The organism is Syntrophomonas zehnderi OL-4 (genome assembly GCF_000983115.1).
Taxonomy (GTDB): domain Bacteria; phylum Bacillota; class Syntrophomonadia; order Syntrophomonadales; family Syntrophomonadaceae; genus Syntrophomonas_B; species Syntrophomonas_B zehnderi.
This window is the reverse complement of sequence record NZ_CGIH01000027.1, coordinates 1-23257: the sequence shown is the minus strand read 5'-3', so window position 1 is coordinate 23257 and position 23257 is coordinate 1. Positions and strand designations below refer to the sequence as shown.

Below are 23257 nucleotides of genomic sequence, written 5' to 3'. Positions count from 1 at the left end.
CCATACCTCCTTTAAATATTTCTTCTGTCAACTACTCTTTTAGCCTTGCCTTCACTGCGTTCAATCGTTTTTGGTTCTACCAAACGAACTTTAACATTTACCCCCAAAGCACTTTCTAGTTCCCGGGTAATAAGTTTGCCCAGATCTTCAAGTTTTCTTACTTCATCACTAAATATCTGCTCTGATACTTCTACTTGGACTTCAAGTACATCCAGATTGCCTAAACGGTCCACGATCAAAAGATAATGGGGTTCTACTCCAGGGATATCCAGCAGAACGCTTTCTACCATGGACGGAAATACATTCACGCCTCTTATGATCACCATATCATCTGAACGTCCCAAAACTTTTTGCATCCTGGCATGGGTTCTGCCACAGGCACAGGCATCAGTATTTAAGGTGGTAAGATCACGGGTTCGATACCTAATAATCGGCAGGGCTTCTTTGCTTATCGTGGTAATCACCAATTCACCCTGGGAACCGTCCGGCAATATTTCTTCCGTTACTGGATCAATGATTTCTGGGATAAAATGATCTTCTGCAATATGTAGCCCACATTTACAATCGCACTCGATTGCCACGCCAGGTCCAATAATCTCGCTTAAGCCATAAATGTCAAAGGCATTAATTCCTAGTTTTAATTCTATTTCGCGACGCATATTTTCAGACCATGGTTCGGCCCCAAATAAGCCGGATTGCAGTTTTAAATCCGTGGGATTAATTCCCATTTCTTCCATGATTTCAGCCATGAATAAGGCATACGATGGGGTGCAAGTCAAAAGGGTAGTGCCAAAATCCTGCATCAGCATAATCTGACGTTTACTATTACCACCCGAACTTGGTATAACTGAAGCTCCTACCCTCTCAGCTCCATAATGGACACCTAATCCCCCGGTAAAAAGTCCATAACCATAAGCGTTTTGAATAATTGATTTTTTGGTGGCTCCGGCGCTTGTAAGAGCCCGGGCCATCAATTCCGACCAGGTATCCAAATCTCTTTTGGAATAGCCCACTACGGTCGGCTTGCCGGTCGTGCCGGAGGACGAATGAATTCTAATCACATCTGACATGGGAACTGCAAATAATCCAAAAGGATAATTGTCTCTTAAGTCCTGCTTATCCGTAAAGGGCAGATGTTTGATGTCTTCCAATGATTTAATATCATCCGGCTTAATCCCCCGGGCATCCATCTTGTTTCGATATGCCGGGACAAAGGCATAGACCCGAAAAACGGTTTCTTTAAGCCTTCTTAGCTGAAGCTCTGCCAAGCTCTGCCTAGACATGCATTCCTTTTCCTGATCCCAATATATCATTAGTTCTACTCCTTTCGGTATATTCCTGCATGATTTCGTAATAATTACAAATTAGTATAAGGGGACATTGCGAACATAAAGGTGTGGTTTTTCGGCAGTAATTAGCCCCCAAAGCAACCAGCAAAGCATGATATTCGTTATATAACGGTACCTCTTCAGGAAGACGCTCCATAAGATATCCCTGCATTTTACCATAACTGATTTTCTCCGATACCAGTCCCAAGCGGGAAAATATCCTGCAGGTATATGTATCTACTACAAAGACAGGGTAATTTCCTGCATACAACAATATTGAATCTGCCGTCTCCTCACCAATCCCCCATAGAGCCAAAAGTTCCTGTCTCAACTTTAACATCGGTTCCTGAAACATCAGCTCAAAATCACCATGGTAGTTTTTATCAATAAAATCCATCATTATGATGACCTTTTTGGCTTTTTGGCGATGATATAGCGCTGGTTTAATGAGCTCTGCCAGCTCGTCTTGAGGCGTATTAAGAATAGCCGGAATTGATATCTTATGGTTGGTCTTTAGAGATTCCAAGGCTTTTTCTACGTTCTTCCAGGCTACTGCCTGGGTGAGTATGGCCCCTAGAATTATCTCCAAGGTACTTTCGGCCGGCCACCAGCCTTGAGGTCCAAAATGCCCCAACAACAACCGGTAAATATCTATTATTTTATCATCACGCGTTGTCATAAATATACTCCTATAATTAATATTTCTGTGATTATTATATCTATCACACGCACGGGATGGGGACAATACTTAGGCAATCAAATTGCTCTTTTAATAAACTTATTCAGGAGCGTTTCTCCACAAAAAAACCCCACTGAGCCGTGGCGCCGCAAGTTTTAACCTGCAATGCAGGTGGGTGTCCTCTCGTGTCCTGTTTGTGTCCCAGCAGATGGGCATGCAAGTCAGATACGAAGTACGGACTCCCATAGTTTTTGTGTTGGCAAAAACTACACGGCTATCACGTACGCAGCAGGGATAGTCCTGAACGTAAATATGTTTTTTCCTGAAGTCAGTATATCATAAATTGTCGTAGGCTTCAACGTAGGCAATCACGTATCAGCTCAGGAAATATTCCCCATAACTTGCTGCCTTTACTGCCAAGTATGTAATAATTATTTGTCCCTTATCTTAAGGGACAATTCCCTTAGTTGTCGAGGGCTTACTGCCGAAGGTGCAGATGTCATAGGACAGGAAGCGCTCTGGGTTTTGGGAAAAGCTATTACATCACGGATGCTATCCCGTTGTCGCATCAACATCACCATACGGTCTACGCCAAAAGCAATCCCTCCATGCGGAGGGGTGCCATAATCGAAAGCCTCCAGCATAAATCCGAATTTATCACGGGCTTCATCTGGGCTTAAACCTAGCAGGGAAAATACTTTTTCCTGCCAATCCCGGCGATGAATCCTTATACTGCCTCCACCAATTTCAATCCCGTTTAAGACCAGATCATAGGATCGAGCTCTTACCTGGGCAGGTGCAGTATCCAATAACGGAATATCTTCATTCCGGGGAGAAGTGAACATATGGTGAACTGCCACAAAGCGCCTTTCCTCTTTGTCAAACTCAAACATGGGAAAATCAACTACCCAATTAAAAGAAAACGTACTTTCATCATATAGTTTTAGGCGTTTACCAAGTTCCAGGCGCAGCGAGCCCAAGACTTTCGCAACCACCTCTGCCTGGTCAGCTCCAAACAGCAATAAATCACCCGGATGAGCATCCAAAGCCGTCAGGATGGACTGAATTTGTTCCTCACTAAAGAACTTGATGATGGGAGAGTTTAGCTCGTTTTCACGTACGTTTATCCAGGCCAGGCCCTTGGCACCGTGGGCAACGGCTATCCTGCCCAATTCATCGATTTCCTTACGGGTAAAGGAACCACATGATTTGGCATTTAACACCCGTACCACTCCTCCGGCGGCAATGGCACTGGAAAATACTTTAAAATCTACATCTTTGACTAGTTCGGTAATGTCCTGAATTTCCCAACCGAAGCGCAGATCGGGCTGATCACTTCCGTATTTTAACATCGCCTCGTCATAGGTGATGCGGGGGAAAGGTGTGGTGATATCAATCTGGTTTGATTCTTTAAACACTTTTTTCATTAGGGCTTCGATTAAGGTTATAATATCTTCTTCATCGACAAAAGACATTTCTATATCCAACTGAGTAAATTCCGGTTGCCGGTCTGCCCGCAGATCCTCATCCCGGAAACAGCGCGCTATCTGAAAATACTTCTCCATACCGGCTACCATCAGGATTTGCTTGTATTGCTGAGGGGATTGGGGCAAGGCAAAAAACTCACCTGGATGCACCCGGCTGGGAACCAAGTAGTCGCGGGCGCCTTCCGGGGTGCTGCGGCCCAGCATGGGAGTCTCGATTTCGATAAATCCTTCTTTATCAAGAAATTCCCGCATGGTACTTATCACCCGGTGACGCAGCATCAGGTTGTCTCGCATTTCCGGGCGGCGTAAATCCAGGTAACGATATCTCATCCGCAGAATTTCATCAACTTCAATGCCATCTTCGATATAGAACGGAGGGGTTTTAGCCGTATTTAAAACTTCCATCTGTTCAATATGTATTTCAATGCGGCCAGTCTTCAGATTGGGATTAACGGTAGCTTCAGACCTGGCCAGCACTTTGCCCCGGGCCGCTATCACGTATTCACTACGAACGTTTTCCGCCAGATGAAAGGCTTCTTTATTTAGTTCCGGGTTAATAACGATTTGGATTATTCCGGAGCGATCCCTAAGATCGATAAAAATAAGACCGCCGTGGTCTCTGCGGGTATTTACCCAACCGTTTACGACAACTTCCTGCCCAACGTTTTCCATACTAAGACTTGTGGCACTATGAGTCCTTTTCATTACTGTTTTATCCTCCCACTCTATATAAGAAACTTCTTAATGGCATCAATTAAATGATCCGCTGGTACTTCAATCTGTTCTTTAGAGTCCATATTGCGCAATGTATATATATTCCGCCGCATCTCATCTTCACCCAGTAATATGACCCCGCGGGCCCCTAGTTTATCGGCATATTTCATCTGAGCCTTGCCGCTGCGGCCATTATAGTCTTTATCAGCCTTAATACCGGCTTGGCGAAGTTGTGTTAATATCTTTACCGACTGAGCTTCATATTTTCCATCCATTACGGCCAGGAATACATCCAACTTATGGTCTTTGTATTGTTGGTCATCCAGACTTTCCAGGGCCAGCAGCAATCTTTCCAGGCCCATGGCAAAGCCAATCCCGGGAATGTTCGGCCCCCCACAGGCTTTAACCAATCCATTGTAACGTCCGCCCCCACCTATCGCACTCTGCGCCCCTATCTGGGGGATATGAACCTCAAAGGCTGTATTGGTATAATAATCAAGACCTCTAACCAATTGGTTATCATGAACGTAATCGATTTGATTATCATCAAGGGTATTTCTAAGCTTGCTATAATGCTCCAGACAATCCGCACAGAGATAGTCATAAATATATGGAAAGCCCGCGATGGCTTCTTGGCAGGAAGGCACTTTACAATCTAAAACCCGCAGCGGATTTTTTTCATAGCGTGCCAGGCAATCGGCGCATAATTGATCTTTAAATGGACCGATATACCCTACCAGTTGCTTGCGGTATACTTCCCGGCACTGTGGACAACCCACGGAATTTAAGTGTAATTCATAGTCTTGTAAACCCAGTTTGGTAAGAATCTGCAGCAATAGGCTGATGATTTCCGCGTCCAATTGGGGATTATTGCTGCCAAAGGCTTCTACCCCAAACTGATGAAATTGACGATAGCGGCCGGCCTGGGGACGATCGTAACGAAACATGGGGCCTAGGTAATACCATTTGGCCGGCAATATACCGCCGGCGACACTGTGCTCAATGAACGCACGGACGCAGGAAGCTGTATTCTCCGGCCTCAAAGTAAGGCTACGATTGGATCGATCTTTAAAAGTATACATTTCCTTGCTGACGATATCGGTGGTATCACCGACTCCCCGTTCAAACAGTTCGGTATGTTCAAATATGGGGGTTCTAATTTCCGAGTAACCAAAAATTTCAGCGGTTTCCTTTATAGTTTTCTCAATATGGTGCCATTTAAATATTTCCCCTGGCATTACATCAAAGGTCCCCCGCGGAGCTTTTGCTTGCATCTTTCATCCTCCGTTCCTGGGATAATTCTAATTTAAGGCCTAAAGCTTGTCAACTTTGCAGCAATCCCCGCCCGGCAGTACTGTTTAACCAAAAAAAATGAGCCAGGAAACGACCCTGACTCATGGTTTGCTATGGTTTTTACAGGAATGGGTTGTGTTTCCGCTCAAAACCAATAGTAGTGGCCGGACCGTGACCGGGGTAACAGACAACGTCATCATCGTAGCAAAGGAGCTTTTCTTTGATCATCCGAATCAGTTGCTTGTGGGAGCCCCCGGGAAAATCGGTTCTGCCGATGGAACCCTGGAAAAGGGTATCACCCACAAATATTATGTTTCCGGTTTTTAAGCAGATCCCGCCCGGACTGTGACCTGGTGTATGGATGACCAGCAGTTCAACCGTATTGCCAATTTTTACAACATCCCCATCCTTGATGAACTGGTCGGCCGGAGGACTGACAATCTTGCTGCCAAATAGAAAGGAAAAATTAGCAGCGGAACTGGTTAACATCTTAGCATCGGCTTCATGAATCAATATCTTGGCCCCGGTAGCCTCCTTGACCTCTTTATTGCCGCCGATATGATCAATATGTCCGTGGGTGTTTATAATATATACTGCCTTAAAATTGTTTTCTTCCAGCAGGTTAACTATAGCCCGGGGATTGCCGCCGGGATCAATAACCGCTACTTCTCTGGTTTCTTCACATCCCACAATATAGCAATTTTCTCCCATAGAACTGATTTCCAAACCTGTTAAGATCACATTAAAACTCCCTTCAGAATATTTTTTCACTATCCAATAATATGGTACAGGGACCATCATTGCTTATATTTACTTGCATATGGGCGCCGAAAACACCCTCTTGCACCCTGATATTCTGATTCCTGGCAATTTCTAAGCAGTATGCAAAAAGTTCTCGGGCTGGCTCGGGATCTTCTGCGGCAGTAAAGCTCGGTCTGCGTCCCTTGCGTGTGTCACCGTACAGAGTGAACTGGCTTACCATAAGCAGATCTCCGCCTTCCTCGAGCAGAGAGCGGTTCATTTTGCCCTGTTCATCCTCAAAAATTCTTAAATTAATTATTTTATCCATTATATATTCGGCGTCAGACCGCGTGTCACCTTTTTTAACTCCCAGTAATACCACCAAACCGTAGGATATACAGGCTATTTCCTCATTATTAATATTTACGCTACTGCGTTGACTCTTTTGTACGACTGCCCTCATAATTATTCCCCTTTAACCTCTCCCGGCAATACCCTTCTTACTTCCAGTACATCTTTTACCTTTTGAATCCTTTGCCTTACGGCATTAAAATGGCCCATATCCTTTACTTCCAATTTTAAATTAATTAAAGCCAGGTCGTTTTTGCTTACCCTCGAAAACACTGAATTTATCTGTACCCGGCTATCGGCAATAACATTCATAACATCCGTGGTCAGGCGGGCGCGATCAATCGCTTTGACTTCCAGTTCCACCACATAAACCCCTTTTTCATTGGCCCATTCTACTTGCATAATACGGTCTTTTTCTGTACGCAAATAATTCTGCAGGTTAGGGCAGTCCCGGCGGTGTACTGATACTCCCCTTCCCCGGGTTATATAACCCAGGACGTCATCGCCGGGCAGGGGATTACAACAGCGGGCCAGCCTTATAAAAACATCGTCTACGCCTTTTATTTTGATTGATGCGGTTTCCCGTTCTTTTGGTACACTGGTATTCACAGTTACACTTAGGATATCTTCCAGTTGTGTGTCCTGAAAGTACATATCCTTTATCTTGTTTATAACCTGATTTGCAGTCAGGCTGCCATCACCCAGGGCAGAATAAAGATCGTCAACTTTAGTAAGGGAAAAGCGGGCGCTTACTTCTATCAGTTTGGCTTCTTTCATTAATTCACGGGGATCAAGGTGTTTCTTTTTCAACTCGCTTTCCAGATAGTCATGCCCTTTTATAATGTTATCCTGGCGTTTTTCCCGCTTAAACCAATGCTTTATCCTGTTTTTAGCCGAAGAAGTTTTGACAAAATTAAGCCAGTCCGGGGTGGGGCCATTGGAATTTTTAGAAGTCAATATTTCAACGATATCGCCATTGCTCAATATATAATCCAGAGGAACAATCCTGCCGTTTACCTTGGCACCGATACATTTATGTCCGACTTCGGTATGGACGCGGTAAGCAAAATCAACCGGGCAGGAACCTTTGGGCAATTCAAAAACCGCCCCTTTAGGGGTAAAGACAAAGACGGTATCATCGAAAAGGTCAATCTTTAAGGATTCCATAAATTCGCTGGTATCCTTAACATCCTGCTGCCATTCCAAAATCTGGCGCAGCCAGGCCAGCTTTTCATCAAATTTTTTATCTTTGCTGGTCTCGCCTTCTTTATACTTCCAATGGGCGGCTATACCTGTTTCCGCCGTGCGGTGCATCTCCCAGGTTTTAATCTGTACCTCGAAAGGCTCTCCTCCCTGCCCGATCAAGGTAGTATGCAGGGATTGATACATATTAGGTTTGGGTGTAGCGATATAATCCTTGAAACGACCCGGCAGGGGCTTCCACATGGTATGAATAATCCCTAATACCCCGTAGCAATCCCGGACATGGTCTACGATGACCCGAATGGCGATTTTGTCGTATATTTCATCAATATTCTTGTTTTGTTTGAGCATTTTTTTATAAATGCTGTAAATATTCTTCGGACGGCCGGCAATATCCGCCTTAATGCCGATTTGATCTAAACCTGTGTAAATACGCGCAATCAACTCGTTGACATATGCTTCTCTATCCCGACGTTTAGCTTTGAGACGCCGGGCAATTTCATAGTACATTTCAGGATCGAGATATAAAAAGGACAGGTCTTCTAGTTCCCACTTGAATTTGAATATTCCAAGACGGTGAGCCAAGGGGGCGAATATATCCATGGTTTCCTGGGCAATTTCCTTTTGCTTGTGTTCAGGTTGATATGACAGGGTGCGCATATTATGCAGACGATCAGCCAGTTTTATAAGGATAACCCGAATATCCTTGGCCATAGCAATGAACATTTTGCGCAGGTTTTCGGCCTGGGCTTCCTCCCGGGATTTGAACTCAATGCGGCTAAGCTTGGTAACCCCTTCTACCAGCAAGGCAATCTCCTCGCCGAATTCTTCCTCCAGGTCACGGTAACTGTAGTGAGTATCTTCTATTACATCATGCAAAAGAGCAGCACAGATTGAAGCCGTATCCATTTCAATTTCCGTCAAAACGAGTGCCACTTCAACCGGATGAATAAAATAGGGCTCACCGGAAATCCGCTTTTGACCCAAATGAGCAGCTTCAGCATAGTAGTAGGCTTTCTCAATCAACTCAAAATTGGCATTGCTATCATATTGCTTTACTTTGTCGTTAATTAGCTGAACTCCCAATAATATCACCGTACCAGATTAGTATTAATATGTTGTTCCCATTTTACCAACAGCTTTTTTTCTTCCCGTCCTTCCAAGTAGTAGGGGGATTCCTGCAGGCTTCGTTTAGCCGAATCGGTTGGCAACAGCTTTATTTCCATAATACTACCGCTTTTCTCAAATTGGCACAAGTCCAGATCAGCCAGTATGCACAGTATTGAATTCAGTTCCAGGGGATGTATTGGCCTGTGCAGATCTTTTTCAAGGCGCCCCGCCAGTTCTGCTTCGGTGATCCGCAGCTTGGTTTTTATTTGACGCCGTAACTGCCGCCACACTCTTTCTACCAATTCGCCTTCCGGATACATCCGCTCCAAAAAGGCTCGGTTTTTTTGCAAATCCTGTTTCGTAAAAGACAATTTAAGCGGGATCTCGTCTCCATCCCAATAATCAGCCACCGCCGCCAGTTCATAGTGGCCAAAAGGACTGTCGGCCAAAATAAAATTGTCAATCTTCCCTATTTGCGCAAGGCCTGTAGGGTGAGTTCCGTCAAACAGGAGCATCCCGGCTGTAGCCTTGCTAAACCTTTGCCTAACTGTCATCCTTTGCCACACATCAGTTAAACCTGATTCTATCATCATCCCATTTTGGGATTTAAACAACTTCTTGATTGTAGAGGGGCGGTTCGCATATATGACCGTTCGATCAGTCGGAAGGGAATTCCAATCCGAAGGTGATATTAAAATCTCGGGCTGATGATTGTTGATAATAAAGATCTCCGTAAAGGTGTTCTGAAAAGCCTCTAGCTTAGGTTTTTCGGTTGTCCATAAAAAGACTGTGTAGCGCAGCTTTTCCGGCAGCCGGTTATGGTCACAGTAATAATTCAAAAAGGCTTGGGTAGTCAGATAGATTTTGGTCTGACCGGATTCAAACTGATTTTGGATAGAATTACGTTGTCCCGCTGGCAATAACCCATGCATTTCCTTTAACTGATCCGCTTTTATTAATCCCTGCAAAAGATCAATATGTTTTCTGAGGCTGCGGTAACCGGGATAGACAAAAAGCACCGGATGATCCTTAGCAAGTTCGTAAGCTGACCGCTGAATGGCTGACAATAACTCCAAAGATTTATTATCCTTGCCTGGAAAGTAATCCGGACAGCAGGAACTCTTCATATCTTTTATTTTTAACTGTATGCTGGTGCGTCCCCGAAAGACGTTTTCACTTAACTCAAATACCATATCGTGTTTACAGGTTTTTATTACCGGAGTCATCAAATCTGATCTATGAAAGGCAATGGACTCCACATAATTGCTGCCGGTTTTAAATTTAAAGTGTTCTTTTTGCGCTCCTACCAAAGTGGGCTCATGTATTTCGCTGCCCCTTAAAATGAATCGGGGCACTGGGTTGCCTTCACCAAAAGGTCTTAAACTCTTAATTTCTTTAATTAAATGCGGGTTTATCGCAGCCTGATCAAGTTCCATATCCACCGTATAAATTACCCCATCAAGTCTTCCTGATTCCACATCGTTTAGGTATTCCCGGAAAGCTTGCTCAAAAGCAGCCAAATTCTCCTTCTTGAGGCTCAAACCGGCCGCCATCTTATGCCCGCCGAATTTTTCCAAAGTATCCTGACAGTGCGTCAGGGCTTGATAGAGGTTTACATTAGCCGAGCTGCGGGCCGATGCCCTGCCTTTATCCCCATCCCAGGAAATGACGATTGCCGGAAGATTATAATGATTTGCCAGACGTGAGGCTACTATGCCGATAACCCCTTCATGCCAGTGTTCCCCCCCCGTAATTATATAGCCTTTACTGACATACGCCTTATTGCTCTCAATATCAGCTACAGCCAACTGGTAAATTGAATCTTCAATCGTTTTTCTCTCATCATTTAGGGCACAGAGTCGGGCTGCTAATTGGTCAGCCTGGGATTCTTCCCGACTTAGCAGAAGTTCTATACTGGTGCGGGCAGAATCCAGCCGACCGGCAGAATTTAGACGGGGAGCCAGCATAAAGCCAACATGCCAGGTTTCTAATTCTTTTCCGCATAATGACGTCTTGTTAATTAAAGCCTGTAAACCCGGCCGCTCAGTTTTCTCCAGGGCTTTAAGTCCGTATTTGACTAAAATGCGGTTTTCCTCAATAAGTGGTACCATATCGGCCACTGTAGCCAGAGCCACCAGCTCAAGCCATTCCTGTCCAACTCCCTTACCTTGGAGATTCAGCAGAGCGCAAGCCAGTTTATAAGCGACCCCAACCCCGGCTAGATCATTTATAGCGGGTATATTATCATTCTTGGGATTAATAATTGCGTTAGCATTGGGTTGATCCGGCGGAGGTGTGTGGTGATCGGTAATAATCAAATCCATACCCAATTGGCGAGCCAATTCTGTTTCTTCAACTGAGGCTATCCCACAGTCTACCGTGATGATGAGTTTATAGCCCAGCCCGGCCAGTTCCAGGATCGCCTCCTTATTTAACCCATACCCTTCCAAAAAACGATCGGGCACATAGTAGTCAGCATTGTAGCCCAGCCGCTGTAGACATTCTTTTATAATAACGACACTGCAGACTCCATCAACATCGTAATCACCGTAAATAACGATTTTATCTTTATTATGCAGAGCTTTTAGTATGATGTCTGCCGCAGCCTGCATACCGTTCATTGTCAGGGGATCGGTCAAGTTCACTAGATCTGGATTCAAAAATTTCCTGGCTGCCTCCGGGCTGGCTATGCCCCGCTGAACCAAAAGCCGAGCTAATATAAGGGAAATATTAAGGTCAGTACTGATTTTTCGTGCCAACTGGTCATCACAAGTATTTAAAAGCCAAATGCTGTTCATTTGTATTTCCTCCTGAATACTGGTTTAAGTATTGAATCTTGCAGGTAATTAAGGTTTTACTAGCAGCTTTCCAATAAATTATATACTACTAAATATTCTATAGGGAGCATTTTAATTGACTAGCCAATCTTAATACCATTATTAACCATTTAATTAGAGACATAAATCAAAATATCCTACATATTTAATAATGTTGGCTGAATAAAAATCTCATTTCGGCTGTTTTTGTTTTAAAATCAGGGGCAAAAAGGCAAATTATATTACGGAGGTGACTCGTTTGGCAAAAGTCAGAAATATGTTTCCGGGGGGCAACAGTTGTTATGGTTTTTTCTCTTTTTATAATCATATAGTCCCTGAAACTGTCAACCAAAAAATTATACTCAAAGGCGGCCCGGGAGTCGGAAAATCTACTTTTATGAAAAAGATTGGGGAGATATTAACCCAGCAGCAAATAGATGTTGAGTATCACTGGTGTTCATCGGACAATCATTCCCTGGACGGCGTGGTAGGAGGTAATCGTCAGGTTTGTGTTTTGGATGGAACTAGTCCGCACGTGGTTGATCCGCGTTATCCGGGAGCCGTAGATCGCATAATTAATTTAGGAGAATTTTGGGATAAAGATATTATTGCCGCTAACCGCGCCAGCATCATCGGTTTGACCGACCACATCGGTCTTTGCTTTCAGCGTGCCTACAATCGGCTGAGTGAAGCCCGTTTGGCCTTGGAAGAATGGCAGACCTATATAAAGGAAGCCTGTGACTATGCCTCAGTAAATCGTAATGTACTGGCCTTAGGTGAAGATTTTCTGCATAGCTCCAAAGCACCTGCTGCGCCTCGACATCTTTTTGCCGCCGCCATAAGCCCCGAAGGAGTAGTTACCAAGGCAGACAGCCTGATAGATCCTGATTATGCCATCTCAGGAGTTAAAGGCAGTCCCGGCGGCGGCTGTAAAGATCTGTTTACGTATGTAGAAAAGCGTTTGCAGTTAGAAGGCATCTATGCTGAAATCTACCACTGTCCCTTTGATCCGAAAAAAATTGACATGATCATTATCCCTGAAAACAAATCGATTCTGATAGATATCTCATCTCATGTAGTCGACTACGAAAAAATCCTGCCTAATCGTAAATTCAAACGTTTCCTGGATTTCGATCAGTTCCTGGATAAGCAAATACTAAACCCCTATGCTAAACTTATGGCTATGTGCCGCGAACGCTTTACGGTTGGAATTTCAGAGGCCGTTAGTTTTATTAACACCGCTAAGACCTGCCACGATAAATTGGAAACTTATTATGTTCCGGCCATGGACTTTGCCAGGGTTGAAGAATTAAGCCAGGAAACAGCGGAAGCCTTGCTAAAAAACCTGGCCGGATAGGCACTAAAGCAGGCAATTCATCTAATCACCCCAATCTATTTAGAATAAAGTCACCGTAACCATTTCCGAATTATATAACCCCTGTTTTTCATATTCTATATGAATAAAACCATCTGCCTGGGCCAAAATGTTCATTAAGCCGGATTTGCCCAGTAGGGGTTGAACTGTCAGCTCATGTTCGTTGGGTATTAACCGTACCGGAATGAAATCATCACGTCCAGCCTGGGAAGCGATATTTTGCAACAGCCTCCCCTGAACCGTTTGCCGTCTAAACGAACTCAATAATGAAGCACACACTATGTGAAATACCATTAAAGCTGAAACCGGATGTCCGGGCAAACCAATAATCAACTGCTGGCCAACGCGTACCGCCAGGGTTGGCTTGCCTGGTTTCATTGCAATACCGTGAAACAGCAGATCTGAATCAGGGAAAGACAGCATCGCATCCAGGGTATAATCGGCAATACCCACCGAACTCCCCCCCGATACCAGTAACAGATCATTTTCCGTTAGGCCACGAGCCATCGTATCTTTAAGGGCTGCCGGACTATCGGGAACAATCGGATAAACATCCGCAATTGCACCACAGGATTGTATAGCCGCGCTTATGGCATAGGAGTTAACATCCCTGACCTGCCCCAGGTCGGGTTTTTGTTGTATAGGAATCACTTCATTACCGGTTGATATAACCCCTACCCGGTTTTGTTTAGAAACCTCAACTTCATGGATTCCCAGCGAAGCCAAAAGTCCAATATCCTGGGGTCGCAGTCTTTTTCCCCGGGTAAACACCAGTTCTCCTGTGGCGATGTCTTCCCCGGTTTGCATCACGTTTTCCCAAGGCCCCACCGGACGGAATGTCAAAATAGTCTTATCATCCAGTTTTTCAGTGTATTCCACCATAATGACGGCGTTGCTGCCGGATGGGAGCATACCCCCGGTAGGAATCCAAGCGCACTGCCCGGAACCGATGGTCAAATCCGAGCCGCTGCCCATCAAAATCTCTCCGGCATGCTCCAACATCCCAGGCAGACTTTCGCTGCTCCCGAAAGTATCCTCACAATCGACCGCATAACCATCAACCGAAGACCTGATAAATGCCGGAATATTCTCTGGGCTAATTATATCCTGGGCCAGAAGCCGATCACCGCATTTCTCAATTGGCAACAATTCTGTAGCCGCCCAGCTAAAATTTTGATTGAGCAAATCCCGAGCTTGTTGGTAAGTTAATACCTTTAAGAACTCCCCCATTATAAAACCCCTTAAGTAATATTTTGTTTAGTTATCATCAATCAATTATACTTAAACGAGATATCATCTACAAATTTTGCAGGATGTCGAACGGTGCTAATGATACGGAGGGAAAGCCTTGCTTCCCTTCCGCAAGCTAAAGCTTCCGCTACGCTATTTTACCAAGGGTTCCTAATCAAAATTATCAGGTTTTGGGGCATATGCAGTGATGCTTTTAATAGCTTTTCGTTAATAAAAGATTAATCAGTGCAAATCTGTCTTATCTGTGTTATCTGTGTCAATTAAAATCTGTTTACTTTACTAAATGTGGGGGGATAAAACCTTATGGAGAGAAATGTCTACATCAGCAACATGCCGCTTGAAAAAGCCCAACAACTTTTTGCAGAAAAACTGCAAAACTGCAATTGGTTTTCTCAGGACAGTGAAAATATTCCGGTAAAAGACGCCTTGGGCAGAATCACAGCTAAACCGGTTATGGCTCGAAGATCATCACCTCACTATGTAGCATCGGCCATGGACGGGGTGGCTGTAAAATCCAGTTCTACCTTTGGGGCCACCGAAACCAATCCCATAATCATACCGTCTGATGAATATTTGGAAGTAGATACGGGTGATTACGTTCCTAAAGAATATGATGCGGTAATCATGGTGGAAGATGTAAATTTCCTGCCGGAAGGAATTCAGATCATAAAAGCAGCCTTTCCCTGGCAGTATATTCGTTCCATCGGCGAAGACCTGGTGGAAGGAGATATGATTATACCTAGTTCTACCCGCATCGGGCCTTATGAACTGTCTTCTTTAATTACAGCCGGAGTTGATAATGTAACGGTGGTTAAAAAAATCCGGGTAGCAATTATTCCTACTGGGAGCGAACTAATCGAAGAGGCCGCCCCGCACATGCTTCCAGGCGAAATTGTTGAATCCAACAGTTATATGCTTATGTCGCTCTGCCAGGAATGGGGAGCCATCGCTATCCGCCATGACATCGTTATTGATGATCAGCTCCTTATTAAACAAGCAGTTCTAGATGTATTGCCCGATGCTGATTTAATCGTGATCTGCTCCGGCTCTTCGGCAGGCAGGGAGGATTATACATCGGCTGTAGTAAGCGAGTTGGGTGAGCTGCTCGTTCATGGACTAGCCATCCGACCAGGCAAACCAGCCATATTAGGCGTAATTGACCAGAAACCGGTGATCGGCGTTCCGGGCTATCCCGTTTCCGCCCAGTTAATCTTTTCCCTGCTGGCCCGCCCCATATTATATAAGAAAATGGGGGTTGCAATCCCTGAGGATGACCAGCTCAACTGTTCCATATCTAAAAAGATTCCCTCCCCTATGGGAGTGGATGAATATGTTCTGGTTAATGTCGCTCGAATTGAAGACCGGCTCGTGGCCTATCCCTTAAACCGGGGCGCCGGCATAAGCAGCACCCTGGTAAAATCAGACGGAGTACTGCATATTGCCAGAGGCCAGGAAGGCCTTGAAGCAGGGGCGAATTGCAACATCATTTTAAATCGTTCTCCCCAGGAAATTGAACGCACCCTGATAACCCTAGGCAGTCATGACCTCACAATTGATTTTCTAATCGATATTCTGGGCAAAGAACACGGTGTTCGTCTGGTTTCTGCCAACGTGGGGAGCATGGGAGGAATTATGGCCTTAAGGCGCAAAGAAACACATTTTGCCGGACTGCATCTTTTGGATTATGAGACCGGGGACTATAATACCAGTTATTTGCAAAAATATTTACCTGATCAAAAATGGCTGCTCGTTAATCTGGTTAAAAGGCATCAGGGGCTCATCGTTGCCCCTGGCAATCCCCTGGGAATTAAAAATATCCAAGATTTAGCAGATAAAAGGGTTCTCTATATTAACCGTCAGAAAGGTGCCGGAACCAGAATATTGCTGGATTACCTGTTAAAAAAGGCTAACTTGCATCCAAGCGCAATTAACGGTTATAACCGCGAAGAATACACCCATCTAGCCGTTGCCGCAGCAGTTAAAAATGATGGTTGCGACACCGGGCTGGCCGTTTATGCAAGCGCTAAAGCCATGGGACTGGATTTTGTCCCTATTGCCGTAGAGCGTTACGACCTTTGTATCTTAGCTGATTTAGTAAGTCCCGACCAGTTAGATAGCTTGCTGGCGGCTATCCGCAGCGATGAATTCAAAAAACAGGTCAATATCTGCGGTGGTTATGAGTTGGATTTATGCGGCCAAATATTATATAGGCACGATTTGTAATTATGGTGTTACATAATTATATGAAAAATCCTTGCATTTATATTTAGCGAGGATTTTTTTTGTTTATGTCGAATATAAAATTTAAGATTTTCAAATAAGATATGTTTCACACAAAAATGCAGCTAACTATAATCACATAAGGAGGTGGAAAAACTGTTCAAGAAAAACCAGCATTTATTGGGATATATTTTATAATAGGCCGATTTATTCTAAATGCTGGTTTTTATATTGTCTCCTGGATGATATACTTAAAATGTGGGATTTTGCTCAGAAAATTTAATAACAGGGGGAAGGAGAGTGTTACACAAATGAGGGTTACCCGTAGACAGTTCCTAAAGGTAACCGGAGCAACTGCGGCTTCCCTGGCAGTAGTGGATCTAGGTTTTGACATGACGGCTACCGCCAGTGCGATCAAGGGAGTAAGAACTAGAAACGTCACTCCCACACCGACAGTTTGCCCCTATTGTGCTTCAGGATGCGGCCTCATGGTTTATTCCGAGCGGGACGCAGCCGGCAGATTTGTGAAATTGTTGAGTGTGCAGGGAGACCCGGACAATCCTATTAACCAAGGAGGAGCATGTTCTAAAGGTGCAGCCATGTTCAACCTTAGGGAGATTTACGAAGAAGGGACCGGCAAGCAGGTTATTAACCCCAAAAGGGTGCAAAAACCAATGTACAGAGCTCCAGGCAGTGACAAATGGGAAGAAAAAGATTGGGATTGGATGCTGGATAAAATCGCTGACCGGATAAAAGAGACCCGCGACAGCAGCTTTATCCATAAGGAAAAAATTGCTGATGGCAGTGAAATTATTGTAAACCGTACTGAAAAAATAGCATCTTTAGGCGGCTCAGGGCTGGATAATGAAGAAGCCTATGTGCTTTCTAAAATGATGCGCTCCCTGGGTGTTGTATATTTAGAAACCCAGGCCCGTATCTGACATTCCTCCACGGTGGCAGGACTGTCACCTTCGTTTGGTCGTGGTGTTATGACCAATCATATTGTTGACCTTAAAAATACTGATTGTGCTTTAATTATGGGCAGTAATGCTGCGGAAAACCATCCCATTAGCATGCGCTGGCTGTTAAAAGCCCGCGACACTCGGGGTGCCAAAATTATCCATGTGGATCCGCGTTACACCCGAACTTCAGCCCGGGCTGATCTTTATACGCCTTTAAGATCGGGAACCGATATTGCTTTCCTGGGCGGAATGATAAAATATATTATTGATAACGAACTCTATCACCGGGATTACGTGGTCAACTACACCAACGCTTCATATTTGATCAAAGATGAGTTTGACTTCCATGACGGCCTTTTCTCCGGCTGGGATAAAGAAAATAAAAAATACGATGTAAGTAGTTGGGACTACCAGGCAGATGCCAACGGCTTACCCTTAACCGATCCCAGTCTGCAGAACCCCCGTTGTGTTTTTCAACTCATGAAAAAACATTATGAACGTTATGACATTGATACAGTATGCAAGATTACCGGTACTCCCAAAAACAAATATCTGGAAGTCTTAAAAACGTTCTGTGCCACTGGTGCCCCAGACAAAACCGGTACCATATTGTATGCCATGGGGATTACCCAGCATACGGTCGGTGCTCAGAACATCAGGGCTTTCGCAATTGTGCAGCTATTGCTGGGCAACATGGGCAGGCCGGGCGGCGGAATCAATGCCCTGCGCGGTGAAAACAATGTTCAAGGGGCAACCGATATGGCCTTATTGTTCCATATCATCCCTGGTTATGTTGATTCACCTATGAATACTGCAGATAATAAAGATCTCATTTCCTTTATACGTAAAGTTACCCCGGGGGCTGCGAAACTGCCGTTTACCAATCTGGCAGAGTTCAGAGAACTGGTCAAGGCTGGATTCCCCAACTCCGGATGGAAAATCCATACCTCCAAATGGGTGGTCAGTATGCTTAAAGCCTGGTATGGAAAGGCCGCCACACCCGGGAACGACTTCGCCTACCATTATCTTCCCAAACGGGATGAAAAGAAAAACTATTCTCATATCGCCATGTTTGAAGCTATGCATAGAGGCGAGATCGAGGGCCTTTTCGTAAACGGTTCCAATCCGGTTGTAGGTGGCCCAAATTCCAATAAGGAACAAGAGGCCTTGACCAAACTCAAATGGATGGTGTCAATTGATCTATGGGCCAACGAAACCGCCGAGTTCTGGACTCATCAAGCCTGGGACAGACCGGTTAAAAACCCTGACGTTCCTAGGATGACACCGGCTGAAATCGGTACAGAAGTATTCTTCCTGCCGGCTGCAGCTGTATATGAAAAAGAAGGAACGGCTGCTCAAACCGGCCGCTGGGTACAATACCGCTGGAAGGGCGCCGAACCCGTTGGAGATTCCAAATCCGACCTTTGGATTTACAATGAGCTGGTAAAAAAAATCAAGCAAAAATATGGCGCCAGTAAGCGCAAGGAAGACGAACCCATAGTTAACATGACCTGGGATTATGATGATGAACATGGCCACGATGATATTATGAAAGTTGCCCTGGAGCTGTGCGGCTATAACGTCGCCGATGGCAAACCGGTCGAAGGTTTTGCCAAGCTGGCTGATGACGGTTCCACTGCCTGTGGTTGCTGGGTATACTGCGGAGCCATGACCTTCAAGGATGGAAAGAATATATATAAACCACAACTGCGTAAAAAAGACGATCCCAGCGGCCTGGGAATCCATCCCGAATGGGGCTGGGCATGGCCTATGAACCGCCGTATAGTATACAACCGTTGCTCAGTGCAACCGGATGGAGTAACTCCCTGGCCGGGTGACGCTAAACGTCAGTTGGTCAAATGGGATCCCCTAGCCCTGGCCGATCCCAAAAACCCAACCTCCTTGGGAAGCTGGGTGGGGGTAGACGTGCCTGACTTCATCAAGACTACCGGCCCGGATAAGGCAGCCTTTACCAGCCCCTTTATCATGCGACCGGAAGGTAAGGGCTGTTTGTTTGCAGCTAAAAACTCATTAAAAGACGGGCCTTTTCCGGAGCATTATGAGCCCTGGGAAAGCCCCACTGTTAATATAATGAATAAACAGAACCTTAATCCGGCTGTTAAAGTCTGGGAACCTGACAAACAGGGTACCCGCGATAAATATCCGATTATTGGTACGACCTACCGGGTAGTTGAACACTGGCAGACTGGCGCTCTAACCCGCAACCTGCCCTGGCTGGCTGAATTAATGCCCGACATGATGGTTGAGCTAAGCGAAGAATTGGCCAAGGAAAAAGGGATTAAAAACGGCCACAACGTAGTTATTTCCACCAGCCGCGGCGATGTTAAGGCAGTTGCCTGTGTTACCAAACGTTTCAAGCCTTTTAACATTAACGGCCAATATATACATCAGATTGGTTTATTATGGCAGTTTGGTTTCAAGGGTTATGCTACCGGCGATCCAGCCAACCGGCTTACCCCGCATATTGGTGATGCTAATGCTATGTGTCCGGAATATAAAGCATGGCTATGCGACATAAGGAGGGCTTAACTATGGCTAATATGACAAATCTCTACGACGTTAGCAAATGTACAGCCTGTCGCGGTTGTCAAGTAGCCTGCAAGGATTGGAACCAGCTTCCGGCTGTAATTGAACCTTTTAAAGGTAACTACCAAACCCATGAAGATACTAATGGGGATACCTATACCATCGTAAAGTTTCTGGAAATGGAAGATGCATATAGCGGTGTACAATGGAACTTTATCAAATACCAATGCATGCACTGCTTTGACCCGGCTTGTTTAAAGGTATGTCCCCGGGGTGCTTATACCAAAACCGATACCGGTGCTACCGTTCATGATCCCGATAGATGTATTGGCTGTCAGTATTGCACCTATGCCTGTCCTTTCCAGATACCCAAGTATCGTAAGAGAGAGGACAAAGTTTCCAAGTGTACCCTGTGTGCCGACCGGACTGCCGAAGGTTTGCAACCAGCCTGTGCCAGGACTTGCCCTACTGGAGCATTAAAATTCGGCGACCGAGAAGAACTTCTGCAAATAGCTGAAGAAAGGGTTAAATATCTGCGGGCTAGCGGCTTCCCCAATGCAACTATTTACGGAAAACTTGAATTGGGTGGGTTAAACAAATTGTACGTATTAACCGATACCCCAGATAAATTTGATTTACCCGTAAATCCGCATATACCTAAGAACATCACCGCTTGGCAAAATATCATTCAACCTTATTTTGGCTGGTTAATTCCGCTGGCACTGGCAGGATCAGCATTCAGTTTTGTAAGCACACGTGTATTAGCTAACAAACACGGTGGACACGAGGAAGGGGGGCATGAGTAATGCAATTGGTTCCCGAATATAGAGAAGATGTAAAAAGAGTCGAGCGTTTTAACTTCGTGGCTCGTTTTACGCATTGGGGTCATACGGTGACCTTCTTGCTGTGTCTTTTTACCGGTCTGGTTCTGTTTCTGGATAGCGTAGACTGGCTGGCCGCTATTTTTGGCGGATATGCCGCTGCCGGTTTGGTGCACAGGATATCAGCCGTATTTATGACTTTAATAATTGTGTTCTTTATCATATTTGACTTCAAAGGAATCATCAATTGGATCAAAGATATCCTTCGCTTTGGGGTCAATGATATTATCTTTGTGCTGAAGTTTCCCTTGGAGTTTTTAGGTTTTCCTGTTAAAATGCCACCCCAGACCCGTTTCAATGGGGGTGAAAAAGGCAACTCCATGTTGACTCCTACCATGGTTATTCTGTTGGTAATTAGCGGGTATATCATGTGGTTCCCCAGCTTATTCCCTGCAGGTCTGGTAAGAGTTGCTTATCCTACCCATGACATAGCCATGATTTTGGCTACCTTCATGGTATGTATGCACGGTTATCTGGGCTCCTTCCATCCCGGATCAGGTGAATCCTTCTGGGGAATGTGGAAAGGTACCGTTAGAGAAGATTGGGCCCAACATCACCATTCCATTTGGTACGAAGAAACATATGGCGATAAGGCGGCAGAAAAAGAGTAGAAATAATCAAATCTTAAAAGGGGAGTAATACTCCCCTTCATTTTTAATCAAGCTATTGCCAGGCAGTAAATATTTTTACATTATTTAAGAGGGGGATTATTATGACCAGGGAATTTCCAGTAGACCTTCCCGAAGGCTATGTTGAATTCTATAAGCATCTGGAGAACTGGCAAAACGAACAAGAGATTAGACTAAAACAAACCTTTTCCCCGGAAGCAGTCCATGATGTCCAGCAAATTGCCGACAGTAATAAGTCCTTAATGAAACTCTATCGCTTTGTGATTGATCCGCAACAATACAAGAATAATTACTTATCATTATTGGAATTACTTAAAATACACCGATCGGGGATTACTGAAACCCTTAACCATCTAACAAAAGCGGCCCATAACTTAGATTTTGCAGAACTGCCTGGAAAGCTGCTGGATGATGATGAGAATTATTTTTCATCGCTGGCCTCCCGACTGGACGTTCCGCCAGAGTTGCTGGTCTTTACAGTCGACCATGCTTTGCGCCCCATATTAAGGTTATTCGCCCAACCCTATTATCAGGCATTTACTAACGATGATTTCCGCCACTGGAATCAGCCAACGATCTGCCCTTTCTGCGGGAGCAAGTCACGTTTTAGTCGCTTGCGCCTGGATGATGGCAGGAGGTTCATGTTCTGTGACCGCTGCTTTACCGAATGGGAATCCCCCAACCTTTACTGTGTTCATTGCGGCAATGATGAACCCAATACCATCAATTATATGACTATTGAAAACGACCCTTCCTATCAGCTCTATACCTGCGAAAAGTGCAAAGGTTACCTGAAGACCTATGATGAACGCGAAAGCGGCAAGACTACGGATCTTTTTATTGCCAACATTGAAACCATCTACCTGGATATTCTGGCTCAACAGAAGGGCTATGTAACACATGATTATGAATAAAAAACGCATCTGGCAAATATCTTGAAAAGAAATGGTTAATTGCCAACCACCCGTATAAAAATACGTATAAACGGTCCCCCATCATTTTCTGATAGGGGGCTTTTTTTTAACTGTAAACATATCCCCAAAAAAAACCTGCCCGAACCCAGAATAATCAGGCCGGCAGGCACAAACCCGCTCATTTTATCTGTAAGTTATACATATAAAAAAAATAACAATTAAAGACTATACTCAAAACAATTAAATTCCTTGCTTTCTATATCCATTTGTAATTGATATAAAGTCACATCAAGCGCTTCCAGTTTATTTTCTTCCGCATAGCCGAAATTATCGAAATATACTTCTTGCGGCGTTCTCTGACATAATTCCATGTTGGCTCCACACTGTTGACATACTATCTGAATTTTTATCATAATAACACCCCTTCCCGCATACAAACGACATGGCAAGGTTTACATTTGCGCATTGCTGTAACCGCTAAACTAAATTGGACAGAAAACAACAAATAAGAATGAACAGTATTTACCACAATCCTCCAAAAAGGCTATGATTGAGCTGGAAATAAAAACAGCTTTGATCATAGCAGAGGAGGAAGAAATGAACGTAGCAGAAGGGTGGAATATGTATTTAGATATCCAGGACCTAAAAGCCAAACATTTTAACATAAGTCAGATATCCCGGCGTTTGGATCTATCCCGAACAACAGTGTATAAATACCTGGACATGACTCCCGAGGAAATGGAACAGTTCCTGGAG

General features: G+C 44.6%; 17 protein-coding genes and 1 other RNA gene. 7 read left to right on the top strand and 11 right to left on the bottom strand.

All coding sequences use genetic code 11. The annotated features are described in order from the left end of the window. Positions 1-11: 11 nt before the first annotated feature. The 9 genes from AAV90_RS07445 to recJ form a co-directional block, all read right to left on the bottom strand. Positions 12-1313 carry a phenylacetate--CoA ligase family protein gene (locus AAV90_RS07445; protein ID WP_046497292.1) on the bottom strand — a complete coding sequence of 434 codons (1302 nt, stop codon included), beginning with the start codon at positions 1311-1313 and terminating at the stop codon, positions 12-14. After that, complete coding sequence (locus AAV90_RS07440) at positions 1276-2007, bottom strand: endonuclease III domain-containing protein (protein WP_046497290.1); 732 nt, start codon at positions 2005-2007, stop codon at positions 1276-1278. The genes AAV90_RS07445 and AAV90_RS07440 overlap by 38 nt, the downstream gene beginning before the upstream one ends. A gap of 123 nt (positions 2008-2130) precedes the next feature. Further along, positions 2131-2305: non-coding RNA, 6S RNA (ssrS, locus tag AAV90_RS14445), on the bottom strand. A 133-nt stretch (positions 2306-2438) separates the two neighbouring features. Beyond that, on the bottom strand, positions 2439-4199 hold the full coding sequence (aspS, locus tag AAV90_RS07435; RefSeq protein WP_046497287.1) for an aspartate--tRNA ligase: 1761 nt from the start codon (positions 4197-4199) through the stop codon (positions 2439-2441). Between the two features lie 20 nt (positions 4200-4219). Beyond that, the gene (hisS, locus tag AAV90_RS07430; RefSeq protein WP_046497284.1) at positions 4220-5482 is read right to left on the bottom strand and encodes a histidine--tRNA ligase; all 1263 of its coding nucleotides are present in this window, start codon (positions 5480-5482) and stop codon (positions 4220-4222) included. A gap of 139 nt (positions 5483-5621) precedes the next feature. Further along, complete coding sequence (locus AAV90_RS07425; RefSeq protein WP_046497281.1) at positions 5622-6242, bottom strand: MBL fold metallo-hydrolase; 621 nt, start codon at positions 6240-6242, stop codon at positions 5622-5624. A gap of 13 nt (positions 6243-6255) precedes the next feature. Continuing rightward, positions 6256-6705: a D-aminoacyl-tRNA deacylase gene (gene dtd / locus AAV90_RS07420; RefSeq protein WP_046497278.1), complete on the bottom strand. Its 450-nt coding sequence runs from the start codon at positions 6703-6705 to the stop codon at positions 6256-6258. A 2-nt stretch (positions 6706-6707) separates the two neighbouring features. Beyond that, positions 6708-8882, bottom strand: a complete 2175-nt coding sequence (locus AAV90_RS07415; protein ID WP_046497274.1) for a RelA/SpoT family protein — start codon at positions 8880-8882, stop codon at positions 6708-6710. Positions 8883-8887: 5 nt separating this feature from the next. After that, complete coding sequence (recJ, locus tag AAV90_RS14070; RefSeq protein WP_052729664.1) at positions 8888-11704, bottom strand: single-stranded-DNA-specific exonuclease RecJ; 2817 nt, start codon at positions 11702-11704, stop codon at positions 8888-8890. Between the two features lie 277 nt (positions 11705-11981). On the opposite strand from recJ, the gene AAV90_RS07405 reads away from it, so the two are divergent. Further along, positions 11982-13079, top strand: a complete 1098-nt coding sequence (locus tag AAV90_RS07405) for a hypothetical protein (protein ID WP_052729663.1) — start codon at positions 11982-11984, stop codon at positions 13077-13079. Positions 13080-13118: 39 nt separating this feature from the next. Here AAV90_RS07405 and AAV90_RS07400 read toward each other — a convergent pair whose 3' ends face one another. Then, positions 13119-14327 carry a molybdopterin molybdotransferase MoeA gene (locus tag AAV90_RS07400; protein WP_046497272.1) on the bottom strand — a complete coding sequence of 403 codons (1209 nt, stop codon included), beginning with the start codon at positions 14325-14327 and terminating at the stop codon, positions 13119-13121. A gap of 324 nt (positions 14328-14651) precedes the next feature. Between AAV90_RS07400 and AAV90_RS07395 the strand changes: the two genes are divergently transcribed. The 5 genes from AAV90_RS07395 to AAV90_RS07370 all read left to right on the top strand — a co-directional run bounded on the left by AAV90_RS07395 (position 14652) and on the right by AAV90_RS07370 (position 22501). Then, complete coding sequence (locus tag AAV90_RS07395; RefSeq protein ID WP_046497266.1) at positions 14652-16571, top strand: molybdopterin biosynthesis protein; 1920 nt, start codon at positions 14652-14654, stop codon at positions 16569-16571. 308 nt (positions 16572-16879) lie between these two features. Further along, a complete protein-coding gene (fdnG, locus tag AAV90_RS07385) occupies positions 16880-20080 on the top strand; it encodes a formate dehydrogenase-N subunit alpha (RefSeq protein WP_084691510.1) in 3201 nt (1066 codons plus the stop codon). Between the two features lie 2 nt (positions 20081-20082). After that, entirely contained in the window at positions 20083-20883 is an 801-nt protein-coding gene (locus tag AAV90_RS07380) for a 4Fe-4S dicluster domain-containing protein (RefSeq protein ID WP_046497255.1), read from the top strand. Continuing rightward, positions 20883-21569, top strand: a complete 687-nt coding sequence (locus tag AAV90_RS07375; protein WP_046497252.1) for a formate dehydrogenase subunit gamma — start codon at positions 20883-20885, stop codon at positions 21567-21569. Before AAV90_RS07380 ends, AAV90_RS07375 begins: the two co-directional genes overlap by 1 nt. Before the next feature lie 101 nt (positions 21570-21670). After that, positions 21671-22501, top strand: coding sequence for a formate dehydrogenase accessory protein FdhE (locus AAV90_RS07370; RefSeq protein WP_046497250.1), 831 nt, complete (start codon positions 21671-21673; stop codon positions 22499-22501). A gap of 218 nt (positions 22502-22719) precedes the next feature. Here the strand turns inward: AAV90_RS07370 and AAV90_RS07365 are convergent, their stop codons facing one another. After that, on the bottom strand, positions 22720-22914 hold the full coding sequence (locus tag AAV90_RS07365) for a hypothetical protein (RefSeq protein WP_046497248.1): 195 nt from the start codon (positions 22912-22914) through the stop codon (positions 22720-22722). Positions 22915-23047: 133 nt separating this feature from the next. Between AAV90_RS07365 and AAV90_RS07360 the strand changes: the two genes are divergently transcribed. Next, positions 23048-23257, top strand: a 210-nt coding sequence (locus AAV90_RS07360) for a helix-turn-helix domain-containing protein (RefSeq protein ID WP_207642033.1), incomplete at its 3' end; no start/stop codon positions are given.